Here is a 12025-nt window from a genome sequence, read left to right as displayed (position 1 = left end):
CCCTGGCCGCGCCCGCCATCACGGCCCGTCAGGGGCCGTCGGGGCAGAGGTGGGTGTATTCGTGTGCGTGGGCGCTGTAGAGCGTCGGCCGGTCCGGGGTCTCGTCGGTGATGAAGATGAAGTCCACCGTGACGTCCGGGAGATCGGCGACGGTGGTCCGCATGGTGAACTGCGGGAGGGAGTGGGTCTCTGGGACGCGTTCCCAGTGCACACCGGCGGCGGCGAAGGCGTCCGAGAGCTCCCGGAAGCCGGGCGGGCCGGGGAAGGAGCCGTATTCACCCGGCCCGCCGACCGGCAGGACGACGTCGTCGTACCACGTCCGGACGGAGACCGTGTTGACGATCCCGCACCGGCACACGTCGACCGACATGCACCCGAACCGGAACCACTGCGGCCACGGCAACTCGTCGGCGACGCGCCCCGAATCCTCGGCCTCGCCCCGCTCGGGCACCGGGTACGGCCCGAGCGGGCGCAGGCCGGCGAAGTCCCCGGTCGAGCCGTACCGGGTGAGGAGGTCCACGAGCGCTGCTGTCGTCATGTGTTCATGATCGCACCGGGTGGCCGGGCAGCGGGGTCAGTCGCACAGGGCGGAGCTGAGGACGTCGAGCATCTTGGAGCCGGAGACGGTCATCGTGTTGGAGACCAGCGAGGCGTGGCGGCCGTTGGGGGCGAAGACGGTCATCGTGGTGTAGCCGGGCACTCCGCCGCTGTGGCCCCAGGCAGCGCCGCCGCAGCGCAGCGGGAAGGTCTGCAGGCCGAGGCCGTAGCCCGTGCCGCTCCCGGCTTCGACGGGCTTCTCCATCTCGGCCAGGCTCGCCGCCGACACGAGTTTGCCGCCGAACAGCGCCTGGTAGAACGCGGTCAGGTCCTGCTCCGTCGAGATCATCGCTCCGGCCGAGCTGTAGAAGGACGGCTCGACCGTGTCGGTGATGTCCCGCCAGAAGAAGAACGGGCCGATCCACCCGCCCTGGTAGCCCGGTGCGAACCGGACGGGGATGGTGCGGTCGCCCGGGGCGGGGAAGGTGGTCTGGGTCAGGCCGAGGGGGTCGACGATCCGGCTCGTGATCGCGCGGGCGACCGGAATGCCGGTCACCTTTTCTATCAGCATGCCCAGGATCTGGAAGTTCGTGTTGGAGTAGTGGTGGGCCGCTCCCGGCGCGGACACCGGCGGATAACTCAGTCCGTCGCGCACGACCGCGGCCAGGTCGAAGGTGCCGTCGGCATTCTGGGAGGTCGGATTCTGCGATTCCTTGATGCCGCTGGTGTGCTGGAGGAGCTGGCGCACGGTGATGGTGTTGCCGTCGAAGCCGTTCCCGTCCACGACGCCCGGAAGGTAGCGCTCGATGGGCGCGTCGAGGGAGACCTTGCCCTCGTCGACGAGTTGCAGCACCACGACCGCGGTGAAGCTCTTGGTCTGGCTGCCGATGCGGAAGTGGAAGAAGGGCTGGAACGGCCGGTCGTTGTTGAGCAGGGCCGTTCCGGCGGACAGGTTCCAGGAGCCGGTGCTGTCGCCGGCGTACAGCCCGGCTCCCGGGGCGGCCCCTGCCTGGAAGGAGTTCAGCGCCGCCTGGGTGGCGGCGTGGTCGTCGACCGGCCGGGCCTGAGTCGAGACGGCCTGAGTCGAAACGGCCTGTGCAGAGACGGCCTGGCCCAGTAAGGTCGCGGCCGCCAGGGCGAGCACGGCCGACAGCTTGCGGACGCCGATGTTCTTCGTCACCGATCCTCCTCGAAGGATGCGCGGTCGAACGGATACGGACGATCAAAGTCTCCGTACGATGCGCGCCGTGCACGAGAGCGTTATCGGTCAATCGGCTGCCGGCTGCCGGCTGCCGGCTGCCGGCTGTTGTCCGCGGAGGCTGCCGGGCGCCGGCCCGAGGCGGAATCCCTCGGGCCGGTCCGGCGTCGCTCACTTGAGGCCCAGCATCTTCTGGATTTTCGGGGGGATCGAGATGTACCACGTGCCGTCCGGCCGTCGTTGTTTCCCGAGGAGCCGCTGGGCCTTGACGCTCTCGTGTTCCAGCACCCTTGCCCAGGCGCTCCCTTCAGGGGTGTCCCGGCCGAGCGAGTCGGGATCACCAGGAACCTGGATCATGAAACCGGGGGCCTTCGCGAGCCGGCGCACCAGGTCCAGCACCCCCGTCTCGTTCTCCCACTTCTGCGGGATGTTGAGGTTGGGCTCCGCCTGCGCGTGCCCCTGTGCCGGCGCGGCCGCGGCGGACGAGGAGGCTTCCGCGGGGGCGCTCTCGGTGACGACCGGCGGGGGCTCCGTCGGGACGTAGTCCCGCTGGAGGTCCGCCGTGGTGTCGCGGTGGCGCTTCAGGGCGTTGTCGATCAGGTCGCCGTAGACGTCCTTGCCGGTGACCGGGTGGACGGGACGCGAGAACGGGTCGTAGTCGACGCCGAAGTTCGCGGCCATGTCCATCACGAAGTGGTAGCGGTGGATGTCGGTCAGGTCGCGGCGGTAGTCGGTGTACCAGAGGCTGAGGAGCGAGAAGGCGAGGGCCTTCTTCTCCTCCGGGGTGGCGCCCGCCTCGTGGGCGAGCCTGATCAGCTTTCCGGTGGTGCGCGACGGGCCGAGCGAGACCGGGTAGCCCAGCCGGCCGGCGGTCGCGACGTGCGGGTCCAACTGGTTGGGGGTGGCCGCGGCGCCGCGGAAGGTCCGCTCGACGGGGGTCCGGTCCAGAGGGGGGTTCGGAGGCGGATCGGCCGTGGTGCTCGTCCAGTTGGGATACGTGCGTTCCGACGCGGGGTCCGGGACGTCGCCGAGCACGTAGCCCCTGAACTCGATGTCGGAATCCTGCTGTGCGGCCCTCGCGTCGGGCTCCGTGGTGGGCTTGATCTCCTTGACGGTGACGTGGTGCGCGAGGTCCTTCGGTTCCGCCATGTACATGAGTTCGGCCACGTCGTGGATGGTCGAGATCAGCGTGGAGAACGACTCGGTGTGGGGTGAGCCGAGGATGTCGTTGATCGTCTTCGTGCCGTGCTCGACGAACGGGAGGTACAGGCGCTTGAGGGCGGCCAGGTCCGCGCTGCTGCTCCCGAGGTGCTGGGTGAACTCGGCGTTGCCCGTCGTGTTCGCCGCCAGCCACGGGATCAGCTTCGTCTGCACGAAGTTCGAGTTGGACGCGTGGATGTCGGTGTCCTGGCGGACGGACAGGGCGAGGTCGCGCTCGATCTCGGCCATCGGGAGGGACTTGACCCGGTCGAGGACCGCCGAGGCCGCCTGGTCCTTCGTCTTGTAGACGCGGGAGAGCGCGTCCCGGGATTCCGCGCTCCGGCCTCCACCGTTCGCCGTCGGCATGGACGGCGGTGCGGGGGCGGTGACCCACTCCGTGAGGACCTTGACGATCGAGGGCCGTTGGGCCGGGTCGTACCACCGCCGATGGAGGTCCGGGTGGCCTTCCAGGCCGGCGCCGATGTCGTGGTAGCTGCGTTCCGCGTCCTCCTGGACGGTCTTCTCGACCTCCAGGACCTTCGGCGCGTCCCAGCGGGCCAGGTCGTCGGCGTCCATGTGCGGAAGGTCGGTGCGGGTGGCGGTCTCGGGTGCGTCGGGGGCGCCGTGCGGGTGGTCCTTGACGACGGCGGTGTGGTCCACCGTGTCCTCGATGGTCTCCAGGTAGCGGTGGGGCACCTCGGCGGAACTGCTGACGTCGTGGCCCATCAGGCCGTCGCGGTGGACGCCGGGGCCGTCGCCGTTGTGGCGGAACAGGCTGTCGGGGTCCTGGTACTCGTCCTTGAGGCCCAGGTAGTGCAGGACCTCGTGGACGACGCGGGGCATGTGGGTGTCGTCGTGGGCCGGGTCGACGGGCACGTTCCAGGAGCGCTGGTCGAGCGGCACCCGCTGGTCGTTGCGGCCGATGGTGATGGCCTCGGGGTGGTCGTCGCCCGCGACGAGCTTCAGGTCGAGGTGGAACTGGTCGCCGGAGCGCGGGAGTTCGAGGCCGCCGTTGAGGTGGTGGTCGATCGCGCGCTGGATCCGCTCGTGCACGCCGGCCAGCTCGCCGGCCGACATGCCGCTGTGCCCGAGGTTCACCGGCAGCTCGACGGTGTGATGGCGGACCCAGGTGCCGTTCTCGGCCTGGACGCGGCGCACCACGGAGCGGACCAGGGTCTGCGAACCGGCCAGCGAGTGCGGGGCGTTGCCCTTGAGCGGGTCGCGCGCGGGGTCGAAGCGCTCGGTGTGAACGCGGGTGGTCGGCGCGCCGTCGAGGCGGGAGCGCCAGTCGGGCGAGGCCGGCTGCCGCACCGGGCGGGCGACCGGTTCGGGGGTGGGCTCCGGGACGTGGACCTGCGGGACGACCGGGACGACGACGGAAGCGGGCTGTTCGTGGGTCTCGTGCGGGGTGCCGGGGTCGCTTTCGAGGCGTGGGGGCGGCGGCAGTTCGACGCTCACCGCGACGTGGTCGCCGGTGTGATCGGGCGAGCCCGGTTCGAAGTCCTGGTTGCCGCGCGAGCGCGGGATGACGGTGACGTCGTCGCCGTGCAGCACCACCGGGCCGTCGCTCTGGAGGGTCTCCAGCCGGTCCTTGAGCTCGCTGCGCAGGGCGGTGGCGACCGCCTCGGCGCGTTCCTGCCCCAGCTTGAGGGACTTCCCGAAGTGGGGGAGGCCCTGGTCGAGGACGTTCGCGCGTCCCTCGACGGTCACCACCGGCGGGCCGCCGCCGTCGCGGGCGTTGCGCACCCCGAGGTCGGCGACCTGGCGGGCGGTGGAGTTCAGGGCCTGCTGCCGGGGAGCGGTGAGGTCGGCGGAGCCGCCGTCGAAGGCGATGGGGCCGAGGTCGACCCGCACCGGCTCGTGCGGTGCGGCGGGCAGCGGGGGCTCGGGGGGTGCCGTGTGGGGCGGGAGCGGCGGCGGGACGTCGGGGGCCGTGGAGGTGTGCTCGGGGGTTGTGTGGTGGACGTCGACCGGGCCGGTGGAGACGTGCTCGGCCGGGGTGTGCTCGACCGTGGTGTGATCGACCGGTGCATGGACGGACTGGGGCTGGTCGACCGGGGCCTGGGCGGTGGGGTTGCCCTCCGTGCGGGTGACGGCCGGCTCGCCGGTGGTTCGCACGGGGGCGGCAGTTCGGCTGTCCGTCGAGGTGCTGGTGCTGCTCGTTTCGGTGGTGACCCGAGGGGACTGCGCCGGTGTCTGCGCCGGGGCCTGTGCCTGTCCTTCGCCGGGACGGGGCTGGTTGGCCGTTGCCGTGGCCGTGGTGTTGTTGCCGCTCGTGACGGGGGAGTCGGTGGTGCGCGAGGCGTCGGCGCCGGTCGTCGTCGGCTTGTCGGCGACGGCGGCTCCGGTGATCCCGGGCGTACCGGGCGTACCGGGCGTCTCGGCGGGGCGGGTGGCTCCGGCGGTCGTGTCGGTCGGCTTGGTCTCGAAGCCGGGGAGGCCCAACTCCTGGTGGGGCGTCGGGGCCGAGGTCGTGGTCTCGCTGCCGTGGAGGCCGGATCCCGTCGTGCTGCCGGTTTCGCCTCGCGATGCCGTCGTCCGGGCGGGCGTCTCGACGGTGGTGTCCGTGGTGCGGGGGCTGGTCCGCTCCTGCGTGCCGACGGAGGTTCCGGCCTGCCCGTGGGTGGCCTCCTTCGTCGCGGGGCTCTCGGAGACGGACGGCGTGTTGACGGTGCGCACGTCGGGCGTGCCGACGGAGTGGGTGTCGGTGTGGGTGCCGATGTCCTCCGAGACCGTCACGGGCCGGGTGTCGGGCGTCGCCGTCTCCTTGACCCCGGCGGTGTTGTCGCCCGATCCGGTCCGTATCGGGGCGGGCGCGGTGTCCGTCGGGTGGACGGCAGGTGTGTGCACATCCGGCGCGTGGACGTCCGGCGCGTGGACGTCCGGAGTGTGCACGTCGACCGGCTGGACGTCCGGCAGGTGGAGGTCCGGAGCCTTGATCTCCTTGAGGTTGACGGGGTCGATCTTGGTCTTCCCCTCCTCCCCGCCGCGCCCGTGCTTCCCGCCGCCCAGGGCGCCGATCAGGCCGGAGGTGAGGGCCGAGGTGTAGTCGGCGTCTCCGCCGAAGGCGGCGGTCATCGTGGCGGTGGTGATCACACCGGTGGCGCCGCCGACGGCGAGCTTGCCGATCAGCGAGCCGCCGAACTTCGGTGCGAACGCGCCGAGTCCGCCACCGAGGATGCCCCCGATCGCGCCGCCGATCGCGCCGCCCTCGACGGCCTGGATGGTGCTGTCGGTGTCCCACTTGGTGCGGTCGTGCAGGAGCAGGATCTGGATGCTCTGGATCAGCGCGTCCATCCCGACCATGAACCCGACGCCCGAGATCACCGACACCAGCAGCCGGCGCAGGATCATCTGGACGATCAGGCGCGCGGAGGTGATCGCGGCCGGGATCGCCTCCGGTGCGGCGAACGAGAGGGTGCTCAACTCATACGCGAGCCAGATGAGTTGAGCGAGGACCATGAGTTTGGCGTATTCGACCTGCACCCCGGTGTTGTCGCCCAGGTCACCGATCTGGTTGGCGGCCTCGGCCATCTGCGGCAGGTTGGTCTGCAGCTGCTGGGTGAACGCGTTGAACTGCTCGGCGACCGGGCCGCTGATGCTGTTCCGCACGCCGAGGGTCGCCGGACCGATCTCCTTGGTGATCGAGTCGAGCTGCTGGGCGGTGTCGTACCAGGCGGCGCCCAGCGCCCGCAGCTTGTCCTCGTCGCCCTTGGGCCAGGACTGGCCGACGGCCAGCCGGGCGACCCAGGCGAGCTCCGGGGGCATGTCGATGCTCATCCGTGCACGGGCCTCTCGGGGGCGGGCCGGTGCTCGCCGGCGCCGGTGTTGATCCGGCGGACGGACTCGATGTTGTTGTCCTCCAGGCGTTCGAAGTTGACGGCCATGGTGCGGATGCCCTCGGCGGTGCTGTGGACCACCTGGCCGATGCCGCCGATGCCCTTGTGGATCTCCTGGTGCGGGGCGTCGTACTGCTTGAAGAACTCCTCGCCGGTGGCGTCGTCGCCCCAGCACGGGCCCAGGTCCGACAACCGGCCCTCCAGCCCGCCGGCGATCCCCTTGAAGCGGGCCGCGAGCTGCTGGACGTAGGGCAGTTGGAGGTGCAGTCCGTCGGTGTCGACCGAGAACGACTCGTTCGCCATCGTCAGTCCTCCGTTCCGCTGCGCCGGGCGCTGCCGCGGGTCGCCGAGGGGCCGCCCGCGGCGAGGTAGTCCCGCACCGAGTCGGGCATCGTCGGGTCCTCGGCGAGCATGGCCGTCGGATCGGCCTTGCCCTGGAGCAGGTCGGCGACCGAGACGCCGGGCGGCAGGCCGAGCGACGTCAGCTCGGCGACCTGCTGGAGTGCCTGGGCGCGGGCCTGCCGGATGGTGGCCAGCAGGAGCTCGGACAGCTCCTTGGGAGCCATCCGGCGGAAGGCGCCGGTGGGGAAGTCGATGGCGGTGACCTCGCCCTGCGCGGTGACGGTCACCTCGACGGTCTGACGGGGGGCCGTGGCGGTCGAGGTGACCTCGTTGATCCTGCGGCGGGTCTCGACGGCCTCCTCGCGCTGCCGGTGGTACAGCGCCAGCAGGTCCTCGATGCCCTGGTCGTACGGTGTGGTGCTCATGCGCCCCTCCTCGGGGGTGTCGTGCGGTCTCGCGGGCCGGCGGGGGCCCGGGGCGTGTCTTCCGGCTCGGGTCGGTGGGCCGGAGGACACGCCCGAGTGCGTCGGGTGCTCCGTCAGCCGAGGGCCGAGAAGCCCTCCTTGGGTGCGCTGCCCCAGGCGTCGCTCTCCTGGACCAGCAGGTCGGCGATGCCGCGGGGAGCCTCCGGTTCGGCCTCCGGCTCCTCGGCCGACTCGTCCTCCATGAGGAGCGGCTCGTCCCCGGCGGCGCCGGCTCCGCACGAGACGGTGGCGGGGTCGAAGGCGAACGCCGACTGCCCCGGTGCGGCGGCGGCCGGTGCCGAGCGGTCCGGCCGCCAGACCGCGAACTGCGGCTCCTCCGGCTCGGGTCGTCCCGCTTCCCCGCTCCAGGTGGCCGTTGCCTCCGTGGTGTAGCCGGGGGCCATGACCTCCTCCTCGTCCTCGGTCGGCACTGTCCAGAGCAGCGGGACGAAGGCCGAGCCGGCCGCCTCCCAGGCTTCGTGCTCCTCGTGCTCGCCGCTCTCGGTCGGCAGCGGCAGGGGCGCGGACAGCGGGTCGGAAGGCGAGGTCGCCGCCGGGGCCACCTCTTCGACCTCTAGCTCGGCCTCGGGCTCGACCACGGCGATCTCGGGTGCCTCCGCCTCCGCCTCCACCTCCGTCGAGCTCTTCTTCTTCTCCTCGACGGTGGTGGCGGCGACCGCGACAGCGGCGACAGCGGCCGCCGCGACGATGACCGGCGCGACCGGGGCTGCGGGCTCCTCCCACTCCGGCACGACGACCGGCGCGGCAGGTGCCGCCGGAGCGGTCGGAGCGGTCGGAGCGGTCGGTGCCACCGGCAGCGGCAGCCCGTCCGAGCCGAGGACGGCCTGCTCGGCCGCAGTCTCCTGCCCGGCGGTCTCAGCGGGTTCGGCGCCGAGAGGCGCGTCGCCGGAAACGGTGACCGGGCTCCCGCCCGCCGTGGTGAGACCGGGACCGCCCGCGAGCGCACCGGCGGTGATCTCCTCCTCCGCCGCGTCGAGTTCGTCCGCCCACGGCTCGATGTCGCTGTCCAGCAGCCCGGAGGCGTCGCTGCGTTCGCCGGGCGCGTTCTGCCCGGCGGCGCCGCCGCCCATGCCGGGCATCATCGGCATCCCCATGCCGGGTGCCTCCGCTGCGCCCGCCGCGCCCCCGGCCGCGCCGAAGCCGGGCAGGACGGTGGCGCCGGGCGCGGCCTGGGCGTCGGGCAGGCCGAGCCCCGGGCCGTCCAGATCGGCGGTCTTGACCGGCGGGAGGTCCAGGGCCGCGCCACCGGCGGCGGTGCCGAGCGGGGAGCCGACCTCCTCGCCGGTGAGGGGGCTGCCGGCCCACGGCTCGCCGTTCGCGTCCAGCAGGCCGGAGGCGTCGCTGCGTTCGCCGGGCGCGTTCTGCCCGGCGGCGCCGCCGCCCATGCCGGGCATCATCGGCATGCCCGCGCCGCCCATGCCTGCGCCCATGCCGGCGCCGGGGCCCTCGGACACGAGGCCGGTGCCGCCGGCGGGCGAGAAGGCGCTGGGAAGGCCGGACTCCGTCGTGGTCTGGCCGGGGAAGGCGGTGCCGGTGCCCAGGCCGTCGGTGAGACCGGGGAAGGCCGCCGGGGAGCCGGCGTCGATGCCGCTGCCCAGCCCGTCGCCCAGGCCGCTGCCGAGCCCGCCGCCCAAGCCGTGCGAGCCGCTCCCGGAGCCGACGCCGGTGGTGCCGGGGAAGGCCACCGGCTTGCCGGTGCCGAACGTGCCGTGCGGGGAGGAGAGTTCGCCGGCGCCGCTGCCGGTGCCGGTCTGGCCGGGGAACCGGGCGCCCCGGGCGTTGGTGGTCGTCCCCGGCAGGCCGACCGGCGCGACGCCCGGCAGGTTGCCGAAGTCGCCCACGCCGGTGCTGCCGGGGAAGCGGACCCCGCTGCCGGTGCCCGGGTTGATCGCGTGGTCGAAGGCGAGCGGGTCGAGGCCGGCCGTCTCCGGCACGCCGGTGCCGGGCCCGCCCGTGCCGAGCTTGCCGGGGAACGGCAGTCCGGTGGTCGGCAGTCCGCTGACCGGCAGGCCGGTGCCGGGGCCGCCCGTGCCCAGGCCGCCGGGGAAGTGCAGGCCGCCGGCGCCCGGCCGGTCGCTCAGCGCGGAGAAGTTCTTGAGGCCGCCCGCGCCGGGGCCGTGGCCGGTCCCCAGGTCGCCGGGGAAGGGCTGCGGCGCGCCGCTGAACTTCTTCAGGTCGGGCATGTTGAAGCTCTTGGCGGGGCCGAGCTGGTTCGGGCCGCCGTGCTCGAAGTCCTTGAGGTCGGGCAGCTTGGTGTTCGGCGCGTTGGTGTCCGTCAGCTTGGGCTGGTTGACCGGCGGGGTGATCGGGGCCGGCGCGCGGACGGAGTCGATGGTGACCTGGTACTCGCCGGCCAGGCTCTTCAGCACCTTGCGCATGTCGGCGGTCATCATCTTGACCAGCTCGGGCTTCTGGCTGATCGGGATGAGCCCGTTGGACATCGCGGTCACGCCCTGGGCGATGGCCTGGTTGGCGTACCAGGTGTCGATCTGGGAGATCAGGTTCTGGGCGTTGACCAGGTTGACCGCGTTGTCGGCGAGTTGCTGGGGAACGGAGTAGGTGTGGGTCGAACCGCCGGACAGGACGTCGGCGGTGGCCTGCACCTGCTTGGAGAAGGTGGTCAGCATGGTCGTGAAGGCGTCGGCCGCGTCGCCCTTCCACGGGCCGTGCTCGCCGGCGAGGGCCTTGCCCTGGTCGACGAGGCTCTTGGCGACGCCGGCGAGGAGCAGCTGGACCTGGTAGAAGGTGTCGGCCGCGTTCTGCAGCGACTGCGGGTCGGAGACCGACTTGCCGTGGCCGCTGTCGTCGCCGGTGCCGGCGGCCATGCCGTTGATGGCGGCCTCGATCTGCTTCCAGTCCCAGGTCTCGTAGTCGCCCGTCGAGCCGGGGTCGCTGCCGGGCGCGCCGTAGACCGCGCCGTCGTTGCCCTGGTTGAAGCCGTTGCCGTTGTAGTTCGGGTCGCCCATCGCGCCCTCTCCCTCCTGTCGTTCCGCCGTCCGTCGGCCGTTCCGCCCGGTGTGGTGTCCGCTGTGGTGTCCGGAGTGTGGCCCGGTGTCCGGGCCAGGCGGTCCCGCCGGGTCCCCCGCGTGTGGTGCGGGGGACCCGGACGGGGTTCCTGCGCGGGGTCGTCAGGTGTTGCCGTTGCCCGGCTTGCCGCCGCCCCCGCCTCCGCCACCGGGGGCCGGGCTGCCCCCGGCATCGGTGACCAGGCCGCCGAAGTCCGCCGACGAGTTGCCCATGAAGGTCTGCAGCTCGGTCGACGCCATGTGGTTGGCGTCCTCGATGGTCTTGTACTTCGTCGCCAGGTCGATGACGCCCTGGTGCAGGTCGGTGAGACCCTTGGCCAGGTCGTCCAGCACCTTCTCGAACTGCTTCTTCAGCCCGTCGTCCCCGTTGGGGCCGTTGACCGCGATGCGCATCTTGTTCGCGTGGTAGAAGGCGCCCGGCGCGATGTTGACCGCGTCCAGGAGCTTCCGCGCGTCGTTGGTCGGCTGGATGAGCAGCTGGATGTTTTTCGCGAAGGTCTCCATCGAGGCCGTGTCCACGGACGTCCCGCTGTGCTGGCCGTCCGGGGGCGGCACCGGCGGCGCGGTGAACGTGGTGTGCGCCGTCGCCGTCCCGGTGCCCGTGGCGTCGGGGACGCTGGTGCTCCCGTGGTACGGGTCGATCGGGGGCTTCGGCTTCGGCTTGTAGTGGTTCGGGGGGATGTAGCCCGGCATGCCGTCAGCCCCAGAGCTGAACGCCCTGGCGCTCACCGTGGGAGTAGTACTCGTTGATGGTGCCGAGCATCTGCACGGCGGTGGCGGCCTTGGCCGTCATGTCGGCCGCGGCCTGGTCCCACTGCGCCTTGACCTGGGTGTAGGTCGCCTGGGCGTCGCTGGTCCACGCCTGCAGGTTGATCCTGGCCTGGCTGTCCAGCTCGGCCAGGGTCTGGTTGAGCTTCTGGGTGATGGCGTTCATCTCGCCGACGATGTAGTCGACTTGCTCCATCTGGACCGTGTACGTGCTCATGCTGCGTTCTCCTCGACTGGGACGGGGTGCCGGGGCGGTGCGGACCGCCGCCGGCGGTGGAAGGGGGTGGCTCAGACCGGGAAGCCGGGCAGGCCGGTGACGCCGGAGGCCATGGCGGAGGCCACCTGGCCGGCGATCTGCTGGGTGTTCTCGTGGATGTTGGCGTACACGTTGGTGTTGGCCGCGAGCTTCTCCAGCATCGTGGTCAGCGCCTGGTTGACCTTCTGGAAGTCGGTCAGCCAGTCCTGCATCGCCTGGTGGTAGACCTGCGCGGCCTCGCCGCTCCAGCTGCCGCGCAGGCCGTCGATCTGGCCCTCCATCTGCGCGTACGAGCCGCTGGCCTCGTCCAGGGCGGTCTGGAAGGTGCCCTGGGCGGCCGTCATGCCCTGGATTTCCACGGAGGTCAGTGCCAT

General features: G+C 72.1%; 9 protein-coding genes. All 9 read right to left on the bottom strand.

The features are described from left to right. Positions 1-28 precede the first annotated feature (28 nt). On the bottom strand, positions 29-538 hold the full coding sequence (locus ACFXDE_RS16520) for a hypothetical protein (RefSeq protein ID WP_380494757.1): 510 nt from the start codon (positions 536-538) through the stop codon (positions 29-31). Positions 539-574: 36 nt separating this feature from the next. After that, complete coding sequence (locus ACFXDE_RS16515; RefSeq protein WP_380494755.1) at positions 575-1717, bottom strand: serine hydrolase domain-containing protein; 1143 nt, start codon at positions 1715-1717, stop codon at positions 575-577. 189 nt (positions 1718-1906) lie between these two features. Then, positions 1907-6715, bottom strand: a complete 4809-nt coding sequence (locus ACFXDE_RS16510) for a hypothetical protein (RefSeq protein WP_380494753.1) — start codon at positions 6713-6715, stop codon at positions 1907-1909. Then, positions 6712-7077 (bottom strand): WXG100 family type VII secretion target, encoded by a 366-nt coding sequence (locus ACFXDE_RS16505; protein ID WP_380444688.1) that lies wholly within the window; start codon positions 7075-7077, stop codon positions 6712-6714. The genes ACFXDE_RS16510 and ACFXDE_RS16505 overlap by 4 nt, the downstream gene beginning before the upstream one ends. Positions 7078-7079: 2 nt before the next feature. Further along, the gene (locus ACFXDE_RS16500; protein WP_380444690.1) at positions 7080-7541 is read right to left on the bottom strand and encodes a YbaB/EbfC family nucleoid-associated protein; all 462 of its coding nucleotides are present in this window, start codon (positions 7539-7541) and stop codon (positions 7080-7082) included. A gap of 113 nt (positions 7542-7654) precedes the next feature. Then, the gene (locus ACFXDE_RS16495; RefSeq protein WP_380494751.1) at positions 7655-10567 is read right to left on the bottom strand and encodes a hypothetical protein; all 2913 of its coding nucleotides are present in this window, start codon (positions 10565-10567) and stop codon (positions 7655-7657) included. Positions 10568-10729: 162 nt separating this feature from the next. Beyond that, the gene (locus ACFXDE_RS16490; protein ID WP_380444693.1) at positions 10730-11320 is read right to left on the bottom strand and encodes a hypothetical protein; all 591 of its coding nucleotides are present in this window, start codon (positions 11318-11320) and stop codon (positions 10730-10732) included. Positions 11321-11324: 4 nt separating this feature from the next. Further along, positions 11325-11612, bottom strand: a complete 288-nt coding sequence (locus ACFXDE_RS16485; RefSeq protein WP_380444695.1) for a WXG100 family type VII secretion target — start codon at positions 11610-11612, stop codon at positions 11325-11327. 71 nt (positions 11613-11683) lie between these two features. Continuing rightward, positions 11684-12025 carry a WXG100 family type VII secretion target gene (locus ACFXDE_RS16480; protein ID WP_380494748.1) on the bottom strand — a complete coding sequence of 114 codons (342 nt, stop codon included), beginning with the start codon at positions 12023-12025 and terminating at the stop codon, positions 11684-11686.

It is taken from the genome of Kitasatospora sp. NPDC059408 (assembly GCF_042751525.1).
Classification (GTDB): Bacteria; Actinomycetota; Actinomycetes; order Streptomycetales; family Streptomycetaceae; genus Kitasatospora.
Note: the sequence above shows the minus strand (reverse complement) of the source record. Positions and strands in the feature narration are given on the sequence as shown.

Coding starts and splice junctions, on each gene's coding strand:
- ACFXDE_RS16505 (WP_380444688.1), bottom strand. CDS start 7,077: ATGGCGAACGAGTCGTTCTCGGTCGACACCGACGGACTGCACCTCCAA.
- ACFXDE_RS16520 (WP_380494757.1), bottom strand. CDS start 538: ATGACGACAGCAGCGCTCGTGGACCTCCTCACCCGGTACGGCTCGACC.
- ACFXDE_RS16500 (WP_380444690.1), bottom strand. CDS start 7,541: ATGAGCACCACACCGTACGACCAGGGCATCGAGGACCTGCTGGCGCTG.
- ACFXDE_RS16485 (WP_380444695.1), bottom strand. CDS start 11,612: ATGAGCACGTACACGGTCCAGATGGAGCAAGTCGACTACATCGTCGGC.
- ACFXDE_RS16480 (WP_380494748.1), bottom strand. CDS start 12,025: ATGGCACTGACCTCCGTGGAAATCCAGGGCATGACGGCCGCCCAGGGC.
- ACFXDE_RS16490 (WP_380444693.1), bottom strand. CDS start 11,320: ATGCCGGGCTACATCCCCCCGAACCACTACAAGCCGAAGCCGAAGCCC.
- ACFXDE_RS16510 (WP_380494753.1), bottom strand. CDS start 6,715: ATGAGCATCGACATGCCCCCGGAGCTCGCCTGGGTCGCCCGGCTGGCC.
- ACFXDE_RS16495 (WP_380494751.1), bottom strand. CDS start 10,567: ATGGGCGACCCGAACTACAACGGCAACGGCTTCAACCAGGGCAACGAC.